Source organism: uncultured Jatrophihabitans sp. (assembly GCF_964251945.1).
GTDB lineage: Bacteria > Actinomycetota > Actinomycetes > Mycobacteriales > Jatrophihabitantaceae > Jatrophihabitans.
The window spans coordinates 75,856-97,836 of record NZ_CAXULP010000001.1 but is presented as its reverse complement, the minus strand read 5'-3'; the positions used below and the strand labels follow the sequence as shown (position 1 = coordinate 97,836).

The 21,981-nt window shown below is 72.0% G+C and carries 16 protein-coding genes; 2 read left to right on the top strand and 14 right to left on the bottom strand.

The annotated features are described in order from the left end of the window. Nucleotides 1-67 precede the first annotated feature (67 nt). From ACFFBG_RS00420 to ACFFBG_RS00410, 3 genes are all read right to left on the bottom strand, one after another. A complete protein-coding gene (locus ACFFBG_RS00420) occupies nucleotides 68-3,241 on the bottom strand; it encodes an Rne/Rng family ribonuclease (RefSeq protein ID WP_375474497.1) in 3,174 nt (1,057 codons plus the stop codon). Between the two features lie 180 nt (nucleotides 3,242-3,421). Beyond that, the gene (locus ACFFBG_RS00415; RefSeq protein WP_375474495.1) at nucleotides 3,422-4,225 is read right to left on the bottom strand and encodes a TIGR03936 family radical SAM-associated protein; all 804 of its coding nucleotides are present in this window, start codon (nucleotides 4,223-4,225) and stop codon (nucleotides 3,422-3,424) included. Further along, nucleotides 4,206-6,176 (bottom strand): TIGR03960 family B12-binding radical SAM protein, encoded by a 1,971-nt coding sequence (locus tag ACFFBG_RS00410; protein WP_375474494.1) that lies wholly within the window; start codon nucleotides 6,174-6,176, stop codon nucleotides 4,206-4,208. The genes ACFFBG_RS00415 and ACFFBG_RS00410 overlap by 20 nt, the downstream gene beginning before the upstream one ends. Before the next feature lie 182 nt (nucleotides 6,177-6,358). On the opposite strand from ACFFBG_RS00410, the gene ACFFBG_RS00405 reads away from it, so the two are divergent. Continuing rightward, on the top strand, nucleotides 6,359-6,979 hold the full coding sequence (locus ACFFBG_RS00405; RefSeq protein WP_375474492.1) for a GPP34 family phosphoprotein: 621 nt from the start codon (nucleotides 6,359-6,361) through the stop codon (nucleotides 6,977-6,979). Between the two features lie 62 nt (nucleotides 6,980-7,041). Here ACFFBG_RS00405 and ACFFBG_RS00400 read toward each other — a convergent pair whose 3' ends face one another. Continuing rightward, nucleotides 7,042-8,469 (bottom strand): M1 family metallopeptidase, encoded by a 1,428-nt coding sequence (locus tag ACFFBG_RS00400; RefSeq protein WP_375474490.1) that lies wholly within the window; start codon nucleotides 8,467-8,469, stop codon nucleotides 7,042-7,044. A 117-nt stretch (nucleotides 8,470-8,586) separates the two neighbouring features. Between ACFFBG_RS00400 and ACFFBG_RS00395 the strand changes: the two genes are divergently transcribed. Next, nucleotides 8,587-9,459, top strand: coding sequence for a DMT family transporter (locus ACFFBG_RS00395; protein ID WP_375474488.1), 873 nt, complete (start codon nucleotides 8,587-8,589; stop codon nucleotides 9,457-9,459). 85 nt (nucleotides 9,460-9,544) lie between these two features. On the opposite strand, the gene rodA is transcribed toward ACFFBG_RS00395, so the two are convergent. The 10 genes from rodA to ACFFBG_RS00345 all read right to left on the bottom strand — a co-directional run bounded on the left by rodA (nucleotide 9,545) and on the right by ACFFBG_RS00345 (nucleotide 21,943). Beyond that, complete coding sequence (gene rodA, locus ACFFBG_RS00390) at nucleotides 9,545-10,756, bottom strand: rod shape-determining protein RodA (RefSeq protein WP_375474486.1); 1,212 nt, start codon at nucleotides 10,754-10,756, stop codon at nucleotides 9,545-9,547. After that, nucleotides 10,753-12,840, bottom strand: a complete 2,088-nt coding sequence (locus ACFFBG_RS00385) for a penicillin-binding transpeptidase domain-containing protein (protein WP_375474484.1) — start codon at nucleotides 12,838-12,840, stop codon at nucleotides 10,753-10,755. The genes rodA and ACFFBG_RS00385 overlap by 4 nt, the downstream gene beginning before the upstream one ends. Before the next feature lie 5 nt (nucleotides 12,841-12,845). Further along, a complete protein-coding gene (locus tag ACFFBG_RS00380) occupies nucleotides 12,846-13,388 on the bottom strand; it encodes a hypothetical protein (protein WP_375474482.1) in 543 nt (180 codons plus the stop codon). Continuing rightward, complete coding sequence (mreC, locus tag ACFFBG_RS00375; protein WP_375474480.1) at nucleotides 13,385-14,242, bottom strand: rod shape-determining protein MreC; 858 nt, start codon at nucleotides 14,240-14,242, stop codon at nucleotides 13,385-13,387. The genes ACFFBG_RS00380 and mreC overlap by 4 nt, the downstream gene beginning before the upstream one ends. Before the next feature lie 9 nt (nucleotides 14,243-14,251). Then, nucleotides 14,252-15,268, bottom strand: a complete 1,017-nt coding sequence (locus ACFFBG_RS00370) for a rod shape-determining protein (RefSeq protein WP_375476173.1) — start codon at nucleotides 15,266-15,268, stop codon at nucleotides 14,252-14,254. 273 nt (nucleotides 15,269-15,541) lie between these two features. Further along, a complete protein-coding gene (ndk, locus tag ACFFBG_RS00365) occupies nucleotides 15,542-15,979 on the bottom strand; it encodes a nucleoside-diphosphate kinase (RefSeq protein ID WP_375474477.1) in 438 nt (145 codons plus the stop codon). 63 nt (nucleotides 15,980-16,042) lie between these two features. Next, on the bottom strand, nucleotides 16,043-16,450 hold the full coding sequence (locus ACFFBG_RS00360; protein ID WP_375474475.1) for a DUF4233 domain-containing protein: 408 nt from the start codon (nucleotides 16,448-16,450) through the stop codon (nucleotides 16,043-16,045). After that, on the bottom strand, nucleotides 16,447-17,832 hold the full coding sequence (locus ACFFBG_RS00355; RefSeq protein WP_375474473.1) for a bifunctional folylpolyglutamate synthase/dihydrofolate synthase: 1,386 nt from the start codon (nucleotides 17,830-17,832) through the stop codon (nucleotides 16,447-16,449). The genes ACFFBG_RS00360 and ACFFBG_RS00355 overlap by 4 nt, the downstream gene beginning before the upstream one ends. Before the next feature lie 43 nt (nucleotides 17,833-17,875). Further along, the gene (locus tag ACFFBG_RS00350) at nucleotides 17,876-19,273 is read right to left on the bottom strand and encodes a glutamate decarboxylase (protein WP_375474471.1); all 1,398 of its coding nucleotides are present in this window, start codon (nucleotides 19,271-19,273) and stop codon (nucleotides 17,876-17,878) included. 57 nt (nucleotides 19,274-19,330) lie between these two features. After that, nucleotides 19,331-21,943, bottom strand: a complete 2,613-nt coding sequence (locus tag ACFFBG_RS00345) for a valine--tRNA ligase (protein WP_375474469.1) — start codon at nucleotides 21,941-21,943, stop codon at nucleotides 19,331-19,333. Nucleotides 21,944-21,981 lie beyond the last annotated feature (38 nt).

The window sequence follows — 21,981 nt, the reverse complement described above, 5'->3', positions numbered from 1 at the left end:
GGCCCACCGCGCAGCGGGCCGTCATTCAGATTACGACACCATCGGGTGCGGCGGCAAAATCGTGCTGTCAGCCGGCGCCGGGCGGGGCGACGGGCGGGCCGGCCGGACGGCTGGCCGCCCGCCGGCGACGGCGCGCGGGCGCTGCCGGCTCGGGCTCCTCAGCGGTTGCCGGGCGAGGTTGTGCGCCATTTTCGACGATCGCGACGCTGGCCAACACCTGCTCGGCGAGCTGAGCGGCTTCCGTCGTCGTCTGGGACGGCGGCTCGACGGCAACGGGCTCAGCAGGAATCGGCTCAGCGAGAACCGGTTCAGCGACAACCGAGTCAGCACCAACCGCCGGCGCAACGCCGTGCCCGTTCGCGGCGGTCGGGACGGCGTCCCGCGATTCCCCGTCCTGCGATTCCCCGACCTGGGCAGCGTCGACGAGCCCGCTGGCGAGCTCGTCGAGGAGGCTGTCGCCCACGGGCGCCGCGTCGTCGACATCGACATCGGCATCGACATCGCCTTCTTCGACGCCGTTGGCCGCGCGGTGGATGGCGGCGATGGCGGCGTTCGCCGCCTGCCGACGTTCGTCCGTCGCGGGCGGCAGCACCTCGACCGGCTCGGCCGGGCCGCCGGCACGCGCGCCGCGGCGGCGGCGGCCGGACTTGCCCCGGCCGTTGTCGGCGTCGTCGTCCCACCCGGACGAGCCGTTGTTCGACGACTTGTCGACCGGTTCGCCGTGGATGATCACGCCGCGGCCGTTGCAGACCTCGCACGTCTCGCTGAACGCCTCGAGCAGGCCCTCGCCGACCCGTTTGCGGGTCATCTGCACCAGTCCGAGCGAGGTGACCTCGGCGACCTGGTGCTTGGTGCGATCACGGCCCAGGCACTCGGTCAGCCGCTTGAGCACGAGTTCGCGGTTGGATTCGAGCACCATGTCGATGAAGTCGATCACCACGATGCCGCCGACGTCGCGCAGCCGCAGCTGACGCACGATCTCCTCGGCCGCTTCCAGGTTGTTGCGGGTGACCGTCTGCTCGAGGTTGCCGCCGGAACCGATGAACTTGCCGGTGTTGACGTCGATGACGGTCATCGCCTCGGTGCGGTCGATGACCAGCGAGCCGCCTGATGGCAGCCACACCTTGCGGTCCAGCGCCTTGCGCAGCTGCTCGTCGATGCGCAGCTCGGCGAACAGGTCGTTCTCGCCCGCGTGCCGGGAGACCCGCTCGCCGAGGTCGGGCGCGACACCGGACACGTACTCCGACACCGTTGTCCAGGCGTCGTCGCCCTGCACGACGAGCCGCTTGAAGTCCTCGTTGAACACGTCGCGGACGACTCGGGTCGCGAGGTCCGGCTCGCCGTGCACGAGCACCGGGGCGTTGGACTTCTGCTTGGTCGTCGCCTCGATGTTCGCCCACTGGGCGGTGAGCCGCTCGACGTCGTGGGCGAGGTCCTCTTCGCTCGCGCCTTCGGCGGCGGTGCGCACGATGACGCCCGCGTCTTCTGGGACGATCTTCTTCAGGATCGCCTTCAACCGGTGCCGTTCGGTGTCCGGCAGCCGCCGGCTGATGCCGGTCATCTCGCCGCCCGGCACGAACACCAGGAAGCGGCCGGGCAGCGAGACCTGGCTGGTGAGCCGGGCGCCCTTGTGGCCGATCGGGTCCTTCGTCACCTGGACGAGAACGGAGTCGCCGGACTTCATCGCGTGCTCGATCGCCCGCGACTTGCCCTCCAACCCTGCGGCGTCCCAGTTCACCTCGCCGGCGTAGAGCACGCCGTTGCGGCCTTTGCCGATGTCGATGAACGCGGCCTCCATGGACGGCAACACGTTCTGCACGCGGCCCAGGTAGACGTTGCCGACGTAGGACGTCGAGCTGGCCCGGGTCACGTAGTGCTCGACGAGGATGTCGTCCTCGAGCACGGCGATCTGGGTGCGCTCACCGGTCTGCCGCACGGCCATCACGCGGTCGACGGCCTCGCGGCGGGCGAGGAACTCCGATTCGGAGAGGATCGGCGCGCGGCGGCGGGTGGTTTCCCGGCCGTCGCGGCGACGCTGGCGCTTCGCTTCGAGCCGCGTGGAGCCCTTGACGCCGCGGACGCCGTCGTCTGAGTCGGCATGGCCGTCGGAACGCTTCTCGCGCACGTGGACGACCGTGTTCGGCGGGTCGTCGGAACCTTGGTCGTCGCCGTTGCCCGACCTGCGCCGACGGCGCCGGCGAGAGGTCGAGCCGGGCGAGTCGCCGCCGGCCGCGTCGTCGCTCGACGCGCTGGCGGAGTCGATCGCGGAATCGGCGGTGGCCGCGTCGTCGGACGCCGGCTCGTCGGCGTCGTCGGAGTCGTCCTCGATGTCCGCGTGCTCGGCCTCGGCAGCGCGGCTGCCCCGGCCGCGGCGACCGCGGCGGCGCCGACGACGCGCGCCGCTGGCCTGCTCGATGGCCGCCTCGCGGACGTCGTCTGGGTCTGCGCCGGGCAGCTCGTCCTCGTCCGCGTCCGAATCGGCAGGCAGGTCGGCGCGCTGATCGGCCAAGACGGCCTGCGGATCCGCGCTAGCCGAGATCTCGATCGGCGCCGGGTCCGCCGTCGACCGCGAACGCCGGCGACGCGTGGCCGTCGGCTCGCTCGGCGCTCTGAACAGCACGCCCGGTGCGGCGGACGCGGCAGTCGGACCTTCGGCTGGGGCCTCGGCGGCATCAGCAGAGGCGTCGGCGGCGTCGGCGGCGACGATCGGCTCGGCGGCCTTCTTCGCCGCGCGCTTGCGCGGCGCCCGCTTCGCCGGGACGGCGGCCTCGGCCGGCGGCTCCGCGGCGGGCGGCTCGGTCGCGAGCGGATCGGCGGCGGCCTCGTCGGCGGCGGGGCCTGACTCGTCGGCTGCGGGCGGGGCCGCCTTCTTCGCGGCGGCCTTGCGCGGCGCCGCCTTGCGAGCGGCCTTCTTCGCCGGGACCGCGGCCGGCCCATCGGCCGCCGCGGCAGCCGAACCCGCGGCGGCGCCGGGGTCCGCCGGCGCGTCGTCGGCTGCCGGCGTCGTCGACGTGCCGGGCCCTGGTTCGGCCGAGACGCCGAGCGTCGGCTGATCCGCGCTCGCCTTGCGGGGGGCGCGCTTGCGAGGGGTGGCGCCGTCGGCAGCCGCCTTGCGAGGCGCACGTTTGCGGGGCGCAGGAGCTGCGTCCGCGGCGTTCGCCGTGGCGGCCTGCGAGTCCGCCGCGTACGGCGACTCGTTCTCGGGGTTTGTGGTGCTGGTGGGGTCTTCGGGTTCGAGCATCGGCTCGTTTCTCCGTTCGGCCTCCGGGCGCGGCGCCCTCCGGCGCCGCGACCGCGCAGAGGCGGTCTGGCTGGCAACGGCCGACGGGGCCGGCGTGCTGCCTGCGAAGTCTGCATGGGTTGCGTGCTCGCGACCCGTGGATACAGCGATCGTGCCTGCCGACGTCGTGCAGTTGATCGGCTACGACGCGGTCGTGGCGTTCATCCGATCCGCGTCCAGCGGATCACCGATCACACCGTCGTCGTCAAGCGGTCCCTGCGCCAAGCGCACCGCGAGAGGCGGTGCTGCTGGGGCGAGACCGGCGACGGCAGCCAGTGCGGCAACGACATCGTCGGGTCGAACGGTAGGGATCACCTGCCGGACGACCACCGTCAGTATCGCACGACTACCGCCTGATCGTGCTGCGCCTTCGGCACAGGGCGCGGCGCCAGCCTCGCCGGGCGTGTCGTCGGCGACGCTCAGACGCACGATCGGAGCGCGGACGTCGACGGTCCGCCGGCCGTTCTTCGTCATCCGCTCGACGCCCACTTCGACCTGATCGAGAAACAACCGCACGGCCCGCCGAGCCTCGTCGAGCGGGACGCCAGGCAACTCGATGTGCCATTCGGTTCCGGTGATCCGCTCGGCGAGCGAGCCGGGGCCGGCGAGCACCGCGTCGAGGAGGTCGAGCCCGTCCGGCAGCGCCGCGTTCAGCCGGGCGCGCAACTGCTCGACGTCGACCTCCCGAGCCAATCCGATCTCGACGTATTCCGCCTCGCTGGCCACGCCCGTTGGCGCCGCGCCGCCGACGTAACTGATCTTGGGGTGCGGCGAGAAGCCCGCGGAGTAGCCCATCGGGACCTCGGCGCGGCGCAGCGCCCGCTCGAACGACCGGGCGAAGTCGCGGTGCGAGGCGAACCGCAGCCGCCCGCGCTTCGCGTAGCGGATCCGCACCCGTTGGACGACCGGCGGCGGAGGTGGTCCGTCAGGCGTGCGCCGCGCCATCAGCCCGCCCAGCGACGCCAGCCAGCGGCAACAGCGATCGGCCGGTGGGGCCGATCTGGATGTCGGTGCCGAGGTTGGCGCACACACCGCAGTCGAAGCAGGGCGTCCACCGGCAGTCGTCCTGCTCGAACTCGCCGAGCGCGTCCTGCCAGTCGTCCCACAGCCACTGCTTGTCCAGCCCGGAGTCGAGGTGGTCCCACGGCAGCACCTCCTCACCGTCGCGCTCGCGGGTGGTGTACCAGGCCAGGTTGACGCCGTCGACACCGGCGGAGCCGCCGGCGCCGAACACCGCGTCGCACGCGGTCAGCCAGCGGGCGAAGGAGAAGTGCTCGCTCCAGCCGTCGAACCGGCCGCCGTCGCGCCACACCCGCTCGATCACCGCGCCGACGCGCCGGTCGCCGCGCGACAGCAGCCCTTCGACGAGCGAGGGTTCGCCGTCGTGGTAGCGCATGCCGATGTTGCGCCCGAGCGAGCGGTCGGCGTTGATCGCCTCGCGCAGCTTGCGCAGCCGCGCGTCGACGACCTCGGGCGCGGCCTGCGCCGCCCACTGGAACGGGGTGTGCGGCTTGGGCACGAACCCGCCGATGGACACCGTGCAGCGGATGTCCTTGTGGCCAGCGGCCTCGCGGCCGGCGCGGATGACGTCGTGCGCCATCTCGGCGATCTCGAGCACGTCCTCGTCGGTCTCGGTGGGCAGGCCGCACATGAAATACAGCTTCACCTGCCGCCAGCCCTGGCCGTAAGCGGTGCTGACGGTGCGGATCAGGTCGTCCTTGCTGACCATCTTGTTGATCACGCGGCGCAGCCGCTCGGAGCCGCCCTCAGGGGCGAACGTGAGGCCGGAGCGTCGGCCGTTGCGGGAGAACTCATTGGCGAGGTCGATGTTGAACGCGTCGACGCGGGTGGACGGCAGCGACAGCCCGACCTGCTCCCCCTCGTACCGGTCGGCGAGCTGCTTGGCCAGCGGGCCGATCTCGGAGTGGTCGGCGCTGGACAGCGACAGCAGGCCGACCTCCTCGAAACCGGTCGCGGCGAGCCCCGCGCGGACCATCTCGCCGATGCCGTCGATCGAGCGCTCGCGCACCGGTCGGGTGATCATGCCGGCCTGGCAGAACCGGCAGCCGCGGGTGCAGCCGCGAAAGATCTCCACCGACATGCGCTCGTGCACGGTCTCGGCGAGCGGCACCAGCGGCGTCTTCGGGTAGGGCCACTCGTCGAGGTTCAGCACGGTGTGCTTGCTGACCCGCTCGGGCACGCCGGCGCGGTTCGGGGTCACCGCGGCGAGCCGGCCGTCGGGCAGGTAGGCGACGTCGTAGAAGCGCGGCACGTAGACCCCACCGGTCGCCGCAAGACGCAGCAGCAGCTCGTCGCGGCCGCCGGGCCGGCCGGCGCGCTTCCACGCGCCGACGATGTCGCTGATGACGCCGACGATCTGCTCGCCGTCGCCCAGGACGGCGACGTCGACGAAGTCGGCGATCGGCTCGGGATTGAACGCGGCGTGGCCGCCGGCGACGACGACCGGGTGCTCGAGCGTCCGGTCGGCGGCATGCAGCGGCACGCCGGCGAGGTCGAGCGCCGTGAGCAGGTTGGTGTAGCCGAGCTCGGTGGAGAAGGACACGCCGAGCAGGTCGAACGCGGCGACCGGGCGATGCGCGTCAACGGTGAACTGGCCGATGCCGTGCTCGCGCATCAACGCCTCGAGGTCCGGCCATACCGAGTAGGTGCGCTCGGCAAGGGTGTCGGCGCGCTCATTGAGGACCTCGTAGAGGATCTGCACGCCCTGATTCGGCAGCCCGACCTCGTAGGCGTCCGGATACATCAGCGCCCAGCGGACGTCGACGGCGTCCCAGTCCTTGCTGCGCGAATTCAGCTCGCCGCCGACGTACTGGATCGGCTTGCTCACCGCCGGCAGGAGGGGCTCCAGCTTGGCGAACAGCGACTCGACGGGCACGTCGCCGCAGTCTACGGGTGTCTGGGCCGCCCAACCCCGCCGACAGTGGTCATTTGACGGGTTAGTGGTCGCGAAGTCCTGCCCACCGACCCGTCCAAGTGACCACTGACGTGGAAGCAGCGCAGCGTCGAGGGCGCTCCAGCAGACCGAGCCCTGGCACGGTGGGTGGCACCCTGACCGTTATGGACGGGACCGGCCAATGGGTGGCGCTGCGCGTGACCCGCCTCGCTGCGCCCCTCGTCTGCGCGCGGCCCCGTTCGTCGGCCGTCGATCCAACGCTGCGGGCCGCCCTGCTGATCGACCTAGCCCTGGCCGGCGCGCTGACCGACGGTCTGGAGATAGACACAACTCCCACTGGATTCACGCCAGCCGACCAGCTGCTGACCGCGGTCGCCGATGAGCCTGACAAGCCGTTGGCATGGTGGCTGCACCACGCGCCGGTCACAGCCCGCACGTTCGCCGACGCCCTCGTCCAGGAGGGGGTCTGGGACGCCGATGGACGCGGACCGCTCAGGCGTTACCGCGACGCTCTCCCACAACAGAGATCGGCAGAACTGAGTCGCCTTGGCACAGCGCTTCGACGACCGCCCCTCGAAGCCGGAGCCGCCGCCACAGCCCTGTTGCTGGACCAGCTGCGAGTTCCGGATCTCCCGCACGGATTTCGCGGCCGCGGCCAGGCTGAGCACTGTGGAGCCGCGAGCTGGCTTGCGCCTGACCTCGTCGACCATCTGGAGCGGTGGCAGGAGATATTGGAGGGCTCCAACCGAGCGGCGCGCGAGGCGTATCTCCTGAATTTCCTCTGACTCCGTCGCGATGTTGCTTCGTTCGCCGCGAGCCACTCAGCGTCGGCAGCGGGCGATTGCGGTCAGGACGTCGGCTTTGCCGCGCGGTAGAGCCAGTTGTCGAAGAAGGCGGTCAGGTCGCGGTGCGACACCGCGGCGGCGTAGGCGGTGAACTGGCCGACGGTCGCGTTGCCGTAGCGGTGTTTCGCGGCCCAGCCGCGGAGGATCTTGAAGAACACCCGGTTGCCGAGCTTTTGCCGCAGTGCCTCCAATGTGCCGGCCCCGCGGTCGTACACGGAGTCGGCGAAGATCTCGTCCGCGGCGCCTGGATTGCCCGGCGCGGGCAGCCATTCGTCGGCGTCCGACGCCGGTTTCGCGAGCAGGTCTCGCAAATGCTGCGCCGCGGTCTTGCCACCGCTGTGCTCGTCCCACAGCCAGGACGAGAACTCGGCGAACCCCTCGTTCAGCCAGATGTCGCGCCATCGCCGCAGCGTGACCTCGTCGCCGAACCACTGGTGCGCGAGCTCGTGCGACAGGGTCGCGATGTCCGGCGCGCTGTCGAACAGCGGGCGGCTTGCCGTCTCGAGCGCGTAGCCCACGTTGGGCGCGTGATCGACGATCGCGCCAGTGCTGCTGAACGGGTAGCGCCCGTAGATCTTGGTGAAGTAGTCGACGATGGCCGGCAGCTTCTTCAACACCGTCTTCGCCTTGGCCTCACGGGGGTCGACGGCGATGAAGTAGCGGACGCCCTTCTTCGTCTTGCCGGTGGTGACGTGGAAGCGGCCGATCGTCGCCGTCACCAGATAGCTGGAGACCGGCTGGGCGAGCCGCCACGACCAGGTTCGGAAGCGCCCGTGCGTGCGGGTGCCGGTGTGCCGGCCGTTCGACACCGCGACGAGCCTCTTCGGCACGGTGATCGACACCGAGTAGGTCGCCTTGTCGCGCGGGGTGTCGTTGACCGGGAACCAGGTGGGCGAGCCCTGCGGCTCGCTCGCCACGAACGCGCCATCGTCGGTCGGGATGAAACCGTCCAGCGAGCCGTCCGGGTCGGTGATCGGCTTGGCCACGCCGGCGTAGCGGACCACCACCACGAACCGGCGGCCCTTCGCCAGCGCCTTCTTCGGCGTGATGACCAGCTCTTGGACGAGGTCGGCCGGCTGGCGGAACCGCGCCGCTCGTCCGTTGACCTTGACGGAGGAGACATGCAGGTTCCGGCGCAGGTCGAGGTCGAAACGGGACAGCGCCTCGGTGGCCCGGGCGGTGATCTTCGCTACGCCGCGCAGGTGGTGGCCCTTCGGCCGGTAGGCGATGGCGAGCTTGTAGTGCCGGACGTTGTAGCCGCCGTTGCCCTGACGGGGGAAGTATGGGTCGCCGGCGCCGGAACTGCCGACGTGCGCATGCGGCGCTCGCGGCGCTTGCGGCGTTGCGCCGGCGGGCGGTGGGACGGCGACGGACGCGAGCACGCCGGCGCCAATGGTCAGCGCGGCTGCGGCACGGCGGGAAGCGAGCATGTGGTGATGCTGCCATGCGCCACCGACAGGCGGGCGGGTTGCTCGCGGGGCCGGTGCGGATCCGCCACCGCCTTTGACGCGTAGAGCGCCGCTGCGCTCGGCTGGCAGGATCGCGATGTGCCCCGGGCGACGTCGATACCGCCCGAGCTGCCGCTGCTGGGCGCAATGTGCTCCGTCCAGTTCGGCTCGGCGTTCGCGGACACGATCTTCCCGAAGGCCGGTCCGGCCGGCGTCGCATTGCTTCGGGTGCTGCTCAGCGCGCTCGTGCTGCTGGTGATCACCCGGCCGTCGGTGCGCGGGCGAAGCCGCGCCGAGCTGGCGCTGGTCGCCGGCTACGGGTTGAACCTGGCCGCGATGAACTGGAGCTTCTACGAGGCGCTGCATCGGCTGCCGCTCGGCGTCGCGGTGACCATCGAGTTCCTCGGCCCGCTCGGTGTCGCGATTGCCGGCTCGCGGCGTCCGCGCGATGTCGTGTGGGTGGTGCTCGCCGGCAGCGGCGTGGCGCTGCTCGCACTGCGCGGCGGCGAGAACGGCGTCCGCCCGCTCGGCGTGCTGCTGGCGCTGGTGGCTGGGTGCTGCTGGGCCGGTTACATCCTGCTCGCGCAACGCGTCGGCCGCCATTTCGGCGCGGCGGAAGGGCTCGCGCTCGGCTCGGCAGTCGGCACGTTGCTGGTGCTGCCGGCCGGCATCGTCGAAGGCGGGACCGCGCTGCTGCACGCCGACGTTCTCGGCCCGTGCCTCGGCGTTGCGATGCTGTCCTCGCTGGTGCCGTACACGCTCGAGATGATCGCGCTGCGCCGGCTGACCGCGGCGGTGTTCGGGTTGCTGATGAGCATCGAGCCGGCCGTGGCCGCGCTGGCCGGCGTCGCGGTGCTCGGCCAGCCGCTGACGGTCACGCTGGCGATCGCGGTCGCGCTCGTCGTCGTCGCGAGCGCGGGTTCGACGCTGTCTTCGCGGCGCGCCGTCGTGCCCGCGTCGCCACAACCCTGACGCACCGCGAGTTGTCCTTGCCTCGCCGGGTCCCGACCCCGCCAAGCGAGGACAACTTGCAAGAGAAAGGGTGGCCGGCGGGCCGTCAGGGCGAGGTCGACGAATGGCGGCGGACGGCCTGCAGCAGACCGATCGCAAGGCCCTGGGCGAACATCGACGAGCCGCCGTAGGAGACGAACGGCAACGGCACGCCGGTCACCGGCGTCAGGCCGAGATTCATGCCGACGTTCTGGAAAGTCTGGAAGGCGAACCAGCACACGACGCCGATCGCCACGAGCTTGCCGGCGTCGTCGGCGTCGCGGGCGATGCGCAGCCCGCGCCAGCACAGCAGCCCGAGCAGGGCGATCACCAACCCGCCGCCCACGAGGCCGAACTCCTCCCCCGCCACCGAGAACACGAAGTCCGTGCGCTGCTCAGGGACGTAGCCGCCGTTCGTCTGCGGCCCGGCGAACAGCCCGGTGCCGAACAGGCCGCCGTTGGCGATCGCGATGCGCGCCTGGTTGACGTTGTAGGCCGCGCCCTGGATGTCGCGCTGCGGGTCGACGAGGGAGCGGAAGCGCTGCAGTTGGTAGCCCTGCAGCATCCCGCCCTTGACGGCGAGCACGGCGAGCACGGCGCCGACGACGAGGATGCCGATCGTCCAGCGGGCGCGGACGCCGGCGGCCACCAGCACCCCGAACGCGGCGCAGGCCAGCACCATGGCCGAGCCGAGGTCCGGCTGCACCAGGATCAGCGCCAGCGGCACGGCGATCAGCCCGAGGGCGAGCAGCACGTCCGACATGGTGGGCGGCCCGTCGCCATGGTCGCGGTTGTCCCGCTCGGCCGCCCGCTGGCTGAACAGCACCGCCATGCCGACGATCAGCCCGAGCTTCATGAACTCCGACGGCTGCAGCTCGACACCGCCGCCGAGCCGGATCCAGGCGCGCGCCCCGTTGATCGTCGTGCCCACGACGAGCACCGCGCACAGCCCGAGCAGGCTGGCCAGGTAGACGACCGGGCCGAACAGCCGCAGCAGCCGGGCGTCGAGCCGAGCGGCCAGCGCTGTCAGCACCGCGGCGATCGCGAGGTTGATCAGATGCCGGTACAGGAACGCCTGCGGGTCCGCGTGCGCGGCCCGCTGGGTGTCGCGGGTGGCGGCCCAGACGAGCAGCGCGCCGATCAGCGACAGCGCGAGCGCCAGCAGCAGCAGTGGAATGTCATAGCCGCGCACCCGCCGTTCGAGCGGCGTCAGCGCGGGCGTGAGCCGGAACGGGGCGCGCGGGTCGCGGGCGGCCAGGGTCATGGGGGGCGGCGTCATCGGGTGGTCACCGTGGTCTGCGGGGCGATGGCCGGCAGCGCCGACTCGGGCTTCGCGTCGGGGATCACCGCATTGCCGTGCGCGCCGAGCAGGCCTTCCCAGATGCGCTTGAGCATCGGGCCGGCCGCGGTCGCGCCGGTGCCGGCCTGCTCGATCATGCCGACCACGACGAACCGCGCCTTGACGTTGCCGTGCCGCTGGTAGGTGGGCCCCCAGCTCGCCAGCCAGGACGTGTCGGCCTTGCCGTAGACCTCGGCGGTGCCGGTCTTGCCGCCGAGCTCGTCCTGGATCTTCGTGTGCAGGTATGCGAACGCGCCGGACACCGCCCAGCCGCGGCTGAAGTCGAGCGATTTCGCGATGTAGTTCAACGTCTTCTGGCTGACCGGGACACGGCCGCGCACGGTCGGCCGGATCGTCTTGACGACCGTGCCGGCGCCGTCGACGACCGCCCAGCCGAGCGTGGGCGCCCAGATGCGGCCGCCGTTGAGCATCGCCGAATAGGCGATCGCCAGCTGCAGCGGCGACATGGTCGTCTCGCCCTGGCCGATCGCCAGGTCGGCGTTGTCGCCGGCGCGGTAGCGCCAGCCGTCGGTGCAGTTCTGCTGCGCGAGCAGGGTCAGGTAGGCGCGGTCGGCGGCGTTCTTGACGCCCGGATAGCCCCGCCGTCCGGCGGCGCAGTACTCGGCGCGGTCGGCTGTCCAGCGCGCCAGCCGGGTCTCCCGGTCGGCGTAGCTGCCGGCGGTCTGCTCCCCGCTCGGCAGGTCGACGCCCGGCGCCCGGCCGACGCCGAACGCCGCCGCCGTCCGCTGGAGGTACTCGTGTGCCTTCTCGCCCTTGGCGATGCGCGCCTGGTCGGCGTAGTACTCGCGCGCGGCCGGCCCGTAGAAGAACGTGTCGCAGGAGTACCCGAGCGCGTTCTCCAGGTTGAGGTCGCCGAGCACCTCGGAGTCGTAGTTCGTCTTCACCCGTCCGTCGATCGTGAGCGACCCGGGACACGGATAGGTGTCGGTCGTGTTGATCTCGTGGTGCGAGACGAGCGAGGACGCGGTGATCAGCTTGAATGTCGAGCCGGGCGCGTACGCGCCGTTGATCGCCCTGCTGAGCAGCGGGGCGCCGGCGGCGGGGCTGGTGAGCTTGGCGTAGTCGGCCTGCGAGATGCCGCCGACGAACAGCGTCGGGTCGTAGGTCGGGTAGCTGGCGGCGGCGAGGATGCGCCCGGTGTTCGGGTCCATCACGACCACGGCGCCGCCGGTCGCCGGCTTGCCGGCTCGACGCGAGGCCGCGATCTGCAGCGCGAGCGACTTCTCGGCCAGCTGCTGCACCGCGAGATCGATGCTGGTGACGAGCGTGTCGCCTTGCGTCGCCGGCACTTGCGCGCCGTTGCGAACGGTGTAGCCCTGCGGGTCGAGGTCGACGAGCTGCTTGCCGTCGACGCCGCGCAGGACGCTGTCGTACTCCTGCTGCAGGCCGCTGACGCCGATCGTGTCGGCGTCGGTGAGCGCGGAGTTCTGCTTCTTGTCCGCCGCGGTGATCTGGTTGGTGTAGCCGAGCAGCTGCGCGGCGAGCGAGCCGTTCGGGTAGCTCGGCAGCGTCACCGTCTGCACCGCGACGCCGGCGAAGTCCTCGCGCCGCTCGCTGATGGCCAGCACGATCTTCGTCGAGGCGTTGGTCGCCACCGGCACCGGTGCGTACGGCTCGCCGGTCCAGCACGGCGCCGGGACGGTCGGCGAGCAGGGCGTGATCTGCTTGCCGAGCGCTGTCGCGGTGGTGCCGAGCAGCGCGGCGAGTTTGCGCAACACCGACGCGCCCTTGTCCGGCCGGGCGAGCAAGGTGTCGCGGTCGACGGTCACCACCTGCGCGGAGGTGTTCGCCACCAGCGGGCGGCCGCGCGCGTCGACGATCAGCCCGCGCGGCGCCGGCAGGATGATCGTCCCCTCGTGCAGCTGGTCGGCCGTCTGCGCCGGCTTGTGCGGGTCCAGGAGTTGGACGTAGTAGAGCCGGGCGAACAGCGTCAGCATCAGCGACACGACCAACGTGACGATGATGCCCAGCCGGCGCGGCGTCGGCGGCCGGCGGTCACTCACGGCGGTCACCCATGGTGGTCGCCCATGGTCGGCCTGAGGACCAGCTCGGTGAACACCGGTTGCGCCGCGCGCAGCGAGTTCGCGCGCAGCATCGCGCGCACGAGCGGCGTCAGCAGCAGCGCGAGCACCAGGTCGCCGACCGCCGTCGGCGCAAGGTAGCCGAGCGCGTCGCCCGCCGAGCCGCCGCCGTGCGTCGCGGCGAGCAGCAACGTGGCGAGCGAGGCGGCGAGGGCGCAGACGACCGCGGCCACCAGCGCGTCGCGCCGCGCCGACCGGCGCTGCGCGAGTGTGCCGCAGACTAGCCCGACGCCGAGCCAGCACAGCGCCAGCACTCCTGCAGCATGGTGCGAGCCCAGGTCGGCGACCAGGCCGACGGCGAACCCGAAGGACATGCCCGGGCCCGGTCCGTCCACGAGCGCGACCACCGCCACCAGCACCGCCGGCAGGCTGACCGGCCACGGCGCGGCGGCCGGCCCGACGACGGTCGCCTGCAGCAGCAAGGCGGTGACGACGCCGGCCGCGGCCGCGGCCACCCGGGCGCGGGTCACCGCGCGGCCTTCGGCTGCAGCGCCGCGCGGTCGGCGACCGCCGGCTGGGCGCCGACGACGACGCCGACCACGTCCACCGCGGTCGGCGACGTGGTCGGCGCGACGACCGCGCGCACCGTGCCGTCCGCCGACGCGCGGACGCTGGTGACGATGCCGACGGACAGCCCGGCGAGGTAGCGGCTCGCGCTCGTCGGGCCGGTCTGCAGCCGGTCGCCGACGTGGACCTGGGCGCCCGGTTTGAGCGGGGCGAAGGAGAACCCGGCGGCGCCGCGGCCGGTGACCACGCCCAGCTCCCCGGTGCGCAGATCGCGCACGCCGACGCCGGAGCCCGGGTCCGCGGCCAGGAGCACGACGCTGCTGTCCGCGTCGGCGTGCAGCACCCGGCCGACGAGCGCGGCGCCGCTCATGACCGTCTGCCCGGCCCGCACGCCGCTGGTGCTGCCGACGTCGAGGGTCACCGTCCAGTCGAAGCCCTGCCCGGGCCCGTAGGCGGTGACGAGAGCGGGCAGCACGCGTTCGCCGGACGCGTTCGCGGCGTGCTGCAGCTGGGCCACCTGTGCCGACACCCGCGCGTCGGCCTGCGCCCGGGCGAGCTGGGCGCGCAGCTCGGCGTTGCTGCGGCGCAGCGCGTCGATCCGGCTCTGGCTGCTGCCGGCGCCCGGCACGCCCTGCACCCAGCGCCGCACCGGGCCGAGCACCGAGTCGGTTCCGCGGTAGAGCGAGCCGAGCGCGCCACGCACGCCGTCGTGCGCGTTGCCGAGCGAGCCGCCGCCGAGGTCGAGGGTGATGAACGCGAGCGCGACAACCGTCAGGACGATCGCCGCGACGCGCTGCCGCTTCGTGAGCCGACGCACGACGCGCGGCTACCGACGATGGCCGTCGACGACGACCTTCTGCAGTTGTTCGAAGTGCTCGACGACGGTGGCGGTGCCGAGCACCACCGAGTCGAGCGGGCGGTCGGCGACATGGACCGCCACGCCGAGCTCGTGCTCCAGCCGGGCGTCCAGGCCGCGCAGCAATGCTCCGCCGCCGGTCAACACGATGCCGTCGCGCACGAGGTCGCCGGACAGCTCCGGCGGGCAGCGGTCGAGGGTTGCCCGGACGGCGGCGATCACTCGCAGCAGCGGCGGGTCCATCGCCTTGCGCAGCTCGTCGCCGGACACCGTGACGTTGCGGGGCAGGCCGGTCGCGACGTCCCGGCCGCGGATCTCGGCGTTCTTGGGCCCCGCGGCGGGGTACGCCGAGCCGACGGAGATCTTGAGCTCCTCGGCGGTGCGCTCGCCGATCAGCAGCGAGAAGTGCGCGCGGACGTGGTCGACGATCGCGGTGTCGATCGCGTCGCCGGCCACCCGGACGCTGGTGGACGCCACAATGCCGCCGAGGGAGAGGATCGCGACCTCGGTGGTGCCGCCGCCGATGTCGACGACCATCGAGCCGCACGGCTGGTTCACCGGCAGCCCGGCGCCGATCGCGGCCGCCATCGGCTCGGAGATCAGGTGCACTTTGCGCGCGCCTGCGGCGTAAGCCGATTCGCTGACCGCCCGCTGTTCGACGCTGGTGATGCCGGACGGCACGCACACGATCACCCGCGGGCCGGTGAAGGCCCCGCGCCGGCGCAGCACCTTGCGCACGAAGTGCCGCAACATCTCCGCGGTGACGTCGTAGTCGGCGATCACGCCGTCCTGCAGGGGGCGCACCGCGCGGATGTGGTCCGGGGTGCGGCCGATCATCCGCTTGGCCTCGGCGCCCACCGCCACGACGGAATTGGTCGAGGTGTCGACCGCGACCACCGAGGGCTCGTTCAGCAGGATGCCCCGCCCCCGCGCGTACACCAGCGTGTTGGCGGTGCCCAGATCGATCGCGAGGTCGCCGCCGAGCAGGTCCCCGCCCCGCTGGGTGACCCGCGTGGCCAACGCGCGCTTGGCCAGCGGGGCGAGCGTCACGGTCGGACCCTTCGAAGACAAAGCGCAGATCGCGGTCGGCGCGGCAGAGGCGGCTATTCGCGATCGTAGGGTCGCAGCGGGTCAGTTCTCGGCTGCGACGCGCGAGACTGGTGATACGGGTGTGACTGTCGGCTCGCGATGATCTCGGTGCCGACTTGCGCATCCGTCGATTCCGGCCGAGATCATCGGTCGAAAGGGAGCGGCGAGGGCTCAGCTGGCGAGGGTCGGGAACCAGAGCGCGATCTCGCGCGCGGCGGACTCCGGCGAGTCCGACCCGTGCACGATGTTCTGGACGACCGGCAGCCCCCAGTCCCGGCCGAGGTCGCCGCGAATGGTGCCGGGCGCGGCGGCGGTCGGGTCGGTGGCGCCCGCGAGTGAGCGGAAGCCGGCGATCGCCTTATTGCCCTCGACGACCACGGCCGCGATCGGGCCTTCGAGCATGAAGTCGACGAGCGGCTGGTAGAACGGCTTTCCCTCGTGTTCCGCGTAATGCTGGGCGAGCAGCTGCGGGGTCGCTGGGCGCAGCTCGAGCGCGACCAGCCGGTAGCCCTTCGCCTCGATCCGGCGCAGCACCTCGCCGGTCAGGTTGCGCGCCACGCCGTCGGGCTTGACGAGGACAAGGGTGCGTTCGACGGCTTCGGCGCTCACGTCCGGCAGCCTATCGGCGCGGGCGCGAGGGTCAGCCGGCGAGAGGGTCAGCCGGCGAGAGGGTCAGCCGGCGAGCATCCGCAGGCCGCCGGGCGAGCCGACGATCTCGTGCCGGAGCATGAGGATGCGCAGCCAGATGGCGATGAAGATCGCGCCGATGAGGAACATCGTCGCGATCATGACGCCGGTGGCGACGAACAGCACCTGCAGCGCTGAGCCCGCGGCGATGCCCCAGGGCCGGCGCAGCAGGCCGGCGCCGAGCACCAGGAGCGCGGCCAGACCGAAGCACAGGCCGGTGCGCACCGGGCCGAGACCGGTCGTGAACGCGATGGCCCGCGGGATGAGCAGCACGATCACCGCCTCGAGACCGAGGATGCCGGCGAGCGCGCCGCGGGTCGCCTTGTTCGCCCGCCGGGCGCGTTCGGCGTACTGCTCGGGCGTCGGGGCGAGCGGCGCGTCGGGCTCGCTCACCCGGGGCCCTCGCGCACCAGCAGGGTGCGCGCCTCGCCGGCGGTGACCACTGACCCGGTCACCAGAACGCCCGCGCCGGCCAGCACGTCGTCGCCGCCCAACATGTCGTCGCCGGTTTCGGCGAGCCGGACGGCCGCCTCGATCGCGTCGTCCAGCCGCGGTTCGACTGTCACCCGGTCCGCGCCGAACAGCGGCACCGCGGCGGCCGCAAGCTCGTCGGCGGGCAGCCCGCGGTCCGAGGACGTCTGGGTGACCACGAGCTCGTCGACAGCCGGCTCCAGCAGCTCGAGCATGCCGGCGATGTCCTTATCGGCCATCATCGCGACGACCGCGACGAGGCGGCGGAACTGGAACGCCTCGGCGACGGCGACGAGCGAGGCTGTCATGCCGGCCGGGTTGTGCGCGGCGTCGAGCAGGATTGTCGGCGCCGAGCGCACCGGCTCGAGGCGACCCGGCGAGCGCACCGCGGCAAGCGCCGAGCGCACGATCTCGATGTCGAGCGGCCCGCTCTCCGCGCCGGCGCCGAAAAACGCCTCGACGGCGGCGAGCGCGAGCACCGCGTTCTGCGCCTGGTGCGCGCCGTGCAGCGGCAGGAAGATCTCGTCATAACGGCCGGCCAGGCCCTGCAGGGTCAGGAACTGGCCGCCGACGGCGATCCGGCGGTCGAGCACGCCGAACTCGAGGCCCTCGCGGGCGACCGACGCGCCGACCTCAGCTGCCCTGCGCAGCAGCTCGGCGGCGGCCTCCGGGGGTTGCGCGGCGAGGATGGCGACGCCGCCGGGCTTGATGATCCCGGCCTTCTCGCCGGCGATCTCGGCGACCGTCGAGCCGAGGTACTGCATGTGGTCCAGCCCGATCGGCGTCACCACCGACACGTCGGCGTCCAGGACGTTGGTGTTGTCCCACGTGCCGCCGAGGCCGACCTCGACCACGGCGACGTCTATCGGGGCATCGGCGAAGATCGAAAACGCCAGGGCGGTGACGATCTCGAAGAACGACAGCGGCACGTCGAACTGCTTGTCGACGATGTCGAGGTAAGGCTGCAGCTCGCGGTAGCCCTCGACGAACGCGCGGTCGCCGACCGGCTGGCCGTCGACCACGATGCGCTCGGTGACGCGCGCGAGGTGCGGGCTGGTGTAGCGGCCGGTGCGCACGCCGAAGCCGCGCAGCAGCTCGTCGACCATCCGAGCAGTGCTGCTCTTGCCGTTCGTGCCGGTGAGGTGGACGGAGCGGTAGGAGCGCTGCGGGTCGCCGAGGAGGTCGACGAGGGCCTGCATGCGCTCGTTGGTCGGCCGGATGTGCCCCTCGCCGCGCCGGCCGAAGATCGACGCCTCGATCTCGCGCAGCTGCGCCGCGTCGCGCGGGTTGTCCTCCGGTGCCACGACCCGTCAGTCTACGTAGAGCCGGCCGCCGGAGAACTGCGGATCAGTGGGCGAACGGGTGCGAGTTCCCTGGCCGGGGCAGCGGCGCGTCCAGCGAGGAGAAGAACTCGGTGTCCTCGCGCAAGTCGGCGACGAGCCGGTCGGCCATGTCGTGGTTCATGCCCGAACGCACCACGATCCGCAGCACGGCGAGATCCTCCCGGTTCGCCGGGTAGGTGTACGCCGGCACCAGCCAGCCCTTCTGGCGCAGTCGGTCGGACACGTCGTAGACGGTGTAGTTGCGCACCTCCGGAGCCAGCGCGAAGGCGAATACCGGCAGCTGCTCCCCGCGGGTGATCAGCCGATACGGGCCGAGCTTTTCGATCTGCTCGGCGAGGTACCGCGCGACGTCGGAGGACTGCTGCTGGACCGCGCGATAGCCCTCGAACCCGAGGTGCGTGAACATGAAGTACTGCGCGATCACCTCGCTGCCCGGCCTGGAGAAATTCAGCGCGAAGGTCGGCATGTGGCCGCCGAGGTAGGCCACGTCGAACACCAGGTCCCTCGGCAGCGCGGCCGGCTCGCGCCACACGATCCAGCCGACGCCCGGGTACACCAGCCCGTATTTGTGGCCCGAGGCGTTGATCGACTGCACGCGGGGCACCCGGAAGTCCCACTCCAGCTCCGGCTGCAGGAACGGCGCCACGAAGCCGCCGGACGCCGCGTCGACGTGGATCGGGATGTCCAGGCCGGTGCGCGCCTGCAGGTCGTCCAGGGCGTCGGCGATCTCCTTGACCGGCTCGTAGCTGCCGTCGAAGGTCGAACCGAGGATCACGCCGACGCCGATCGTGTTCTCGTCGCACTGCGCGACCGCGCGCTCGCCGGTGAGGTGCAGCGTGTCGCCCTCGACCGGCACGAGCCGCGCCTCGACGTCCCAGTAGCGGCAGAACTTCTCCCAGCAGACCTGGACGTTGGCGCCGATCACCAGGTTGGGCCGGTCGGCTGGCTTGCCGGCGGCGCGCATGCGCTCGCGCCAGCGCCACTTCAACGCCAGGGCGCCCAGCATGACGGCCTCGCTCGAGCCGGTCGTCGAGCAGCCGGTGGCCGACCGCTCGGCCGGCGCGTTCCACAGATCAGCGAGGATGCTGACGCAGCGCGACTCGAGTTCCGCGGTCTGCGGGTACTCGTCCTTGTCGATCATGTTCTTGTCGGCGGTGTCCGCCATCAGGCGCGCGGCGTACGGCGGCATCCAGGTGGTGACGAAGGTCGCGAGGTTAAGCCGGGCCATGCCGTCGAGCAGCAGGTCGGCCGAGATCAGCTCGTAGGCCGTCTCGGCCGGCATGCCGTGCTCGGCGAGCGTGCCCACCGGGGTGAGCGGGTGCGTCTCCGCCTTGCGCGGATGCGCCGCGCGGGCGCGCCGTCGATTCAGCTCGCCAGAACTCAGCTGCTTGCTCAGGGCCATGTTGGCGAACTGTCCTCCGGCGGCCGGGCGGTGTCGATCGACGGTCCTCAGCGGTCCTCAGCCAACCGGCAGCGCGGCGAGCGCCGAGTCGATGCGGGCGAGGTCGGCGTCGGCGGCGGCGAGCCGGGCGCGGACCTTCGCGACCACCGGCTCGGGCGCCTTGTCGGTGAACGCGGCGTTGCCCAGCTTGCCGGCGTTGACCTCGCGCTCCTTCACCGCGGCCGCCCGGTCCTTCGCCAGCCGCGCGCGCTCGGCGGCCACGTCGATCACGCCGGACAGGTCGAGCTCGACGCGCACGCCGGCGCTGGTCGTCAGCGACGCGGTCGCGGCGAAGCCGTCGGCGGGCCGGGCCAGCCGCAGCAGCGCGCGGATCGCGGGCTCGGTCGCCGCGTTGGCCCCGGCCAGCCGGGCGGGCACGCGCTGGCTGGGCTTGACGCCCTGGTCCGAGCGGAACCGGCGCACCTCGGTGACGACGGCCTGGATCGACTCGACGTCCGCGGTGGCGGCCGGCGCGGCGAACTCCGCCGACGAGGACGGCCAGGGCGCGATCACGACCGACTCGCCGCCGGTCAGCTCCGTCCACAACGCCTCGGTGACAAACGGGATCATCGGGTGCAGCAGCCGCAGCAGCGCGTCCAGCACCTCGCCCAGCACCCGCCGGGTGGCTGCCGCCGCGCTCGCGTTGCCGCCGTTGAGCGTCAGCTTCGCGAGCTCGATGTACCAGTCGCACACCTCGTCCCACGCGAAGTGGTAGAGGACGTCGACGATCTTCGCGAACTCGAAGCCCGCGTAGAGCGCGTCGACCTCGGCGATCACCTCGTGCAGCCGGGACAGGATCCACGCGTCGGGCCCGACCGGGTCGGCCGGCAGCGCGCCGGTCGTCGTCGCGCCCGAGATCAGCGCGAACCGCGTCGCGTTCCACAACTTGGTGCAGAAGTTGCGGGCGCCGACCACCCATTCCTCGTTGACCGACTGGTCCGCGCCGGGGTTGGCGCCCTGCAGCAGCGACAGCCGGACCGCGTCGGCGCCGTACTCGTCCATCCACACGAGCGGGTCGATCACGTTGCCGCGGGACTTCGACATCTTCTTGCCGGACGCGTCGCGGATCAACCCGTGCAATAAGACCGTGCGGAACGGTATGGCGTTCTCCGGCCCGCCGTCGTCCATCGCGTACACGCCGAACAGCATCATCCGGACGACCCAGAAGAAGAGGATGTCGTAACCGGTGACGAGCACCGTGGTCGGGTAGTACGCGCGCAGATCCTCGGTGTCGGCGGGCCAGCCGAGCGTCGAGAACGGCCACAGGGCGGAGGAGAACCAGGTGTCCAGGACGTCCTCGTCCTGGGTCCAGCCGGCCGGCGGCGTCTCGTCCGGCCCTAGGCACACGTCGTCGCCATCCGGGGAGTACCACACCGGGATGCGATGGCCCCACCACAGCTGCCGGCTGATGCACCAGTCGCGCAGGTTGTCGACCCACTGGAAGTAGCGGCCGCGCATCGACTCGGGCTCGATCACGACGCGGCCGTCGCGGACGGCGTCGCCGGCGGCCTTGGCGAGCGTCTCGACCCGCACGAACCACTGCAGCGACAGCCGCGGCTCGATCACCGTGTCGCAGCGCGAGCAGTGGCCCACCGAGTGCGTGTAGGGCCGCTTCTCCTCGACGATGCGGCCCTCCTCGCGCAGCGCGGCGACGATCGCGTAGCGGGCTTCCAGCCGGTCCAGGCCGGCGTACGGGCCGGGCGCGGTGATCACGGCGCGCTCGTCCATGATCGTCGGCATCGGCAGGTCGTGCCGGCGGCCGATCTCGAAGTCGTTCGGGTCGTGCGCCGGGGTCACCTTCACCGCGCCGGTGCCGAACGCCGGGTCGACGTGCTCGTCGGCGATGATCGGGATCGTGCGATTGGTCAGCGGCAGCGGCACCTGCGTGCCGATCAGGCTGCGGTAGCGCTCGTCGTCGGGGTGCACGGCGACGGCGGTGTCGCCGAGCATCGTCTCGGCGCGGGTGGTCGCCACGACGATCGAGGCGTCGCCGTCCCCGTAACGGATCGACACGAGCTCGCCGGGCTCGTCGGCGTGCTCCACCTCGATGTCGGACAGCGCGGTGAGGTCGCGCGGGCACCAGTTGATGATCCGCTCGGCGCGGTAGATCAAGTCGTCGTCGTAGAGCCGCTTGAAGATCGTCTGGACGGACTGCGACAGGCCGTCGTCCATGGTGAAGCGCTCGCGGCTCCAGTCGACGCCGTCGCCGAGGCGGCGCATCTGGCCGAGGATCTGGCCGCCGAAACGCTCCTTCCACTCCCACGCCTTGCCGATGAAATCCTCGCGCGAGTAGTCGAAGCGGCCCTTGCCCTCGGTCTCGGCGAGGTGCCGCTCGACGAGGTTCTGCACCGCGATGCTGGCGTGGTCCATGCCGGGCAGCCACAGCGCGTCCGAGCCGCGCATGCGCGCCCGCCGGGTGAGCGCGTCCATGATCGACTGCTCGAGCGCATGCCCCAGGTGCAGGGTGCCGGTGACGTTGGGCGGCGGGATCACGATCGAGAACGGCGGCTTGCCGCTGCTCGGGTCGGCGGTGAAGTACCCGCGCTCGACCCACCGCTCGTAGAGCGGTCCCTCGACGTCCGCCGGCCGGTACTGACTCGGCAAGGTCGAGGGCGCGGCGGGATCGGTCACGTCTGCGATCCTACGAAAGCCGCGCGCGCGGATAACCG

Bases quoted from the DNA above. Each gene is read 5' to 3' on its own strand.
- ACFFBG_RS00420 (WP_375474497.1), bottom strand. From the start codon at position 3,241: ATGCTCGAACCCGAAGACCCCACCAGCACCACAAACCCCGAGAACGAG.
- ACFFBG_RS00415 (WP_375474495.1), bottom strand. From the start codon at position 4,225: ATGGCGCGGCGCACGCCTGACGGACCACCTCCGCCGCCGGTCGTCCAA.
- ACFFBG_RS00405 (WP_375474492.1), top strand. From the start codon at position 6,359: ATGGACGGGACCGGCCAATGGGTGGCGCTGCGCGTGACCCGCCTCGCT.
- ACFFBG_RS00400 (WP_375474490.1), bottom strand. From the start codon at position 8,469: ATGCTCGCTTCCCGCCGTGCCGCAGCCGCGCTGACCATTGGCGCCGGC.
- rodA (WP_375474486.1), bottom strand. From the start codon at position 10,756: ATGACGCCGCCCCCCATGACCCTGGCCGCCCGCGACCCGCGCGCCCCG.
- ACFFBG_RS00350 (WP_375474471.1), bottom strand. From the start codon at position 19,273: ATGGCCCTGAGCAAGCAGCTGAGTTCTGGCGAGCTGAATCGACGGCGC.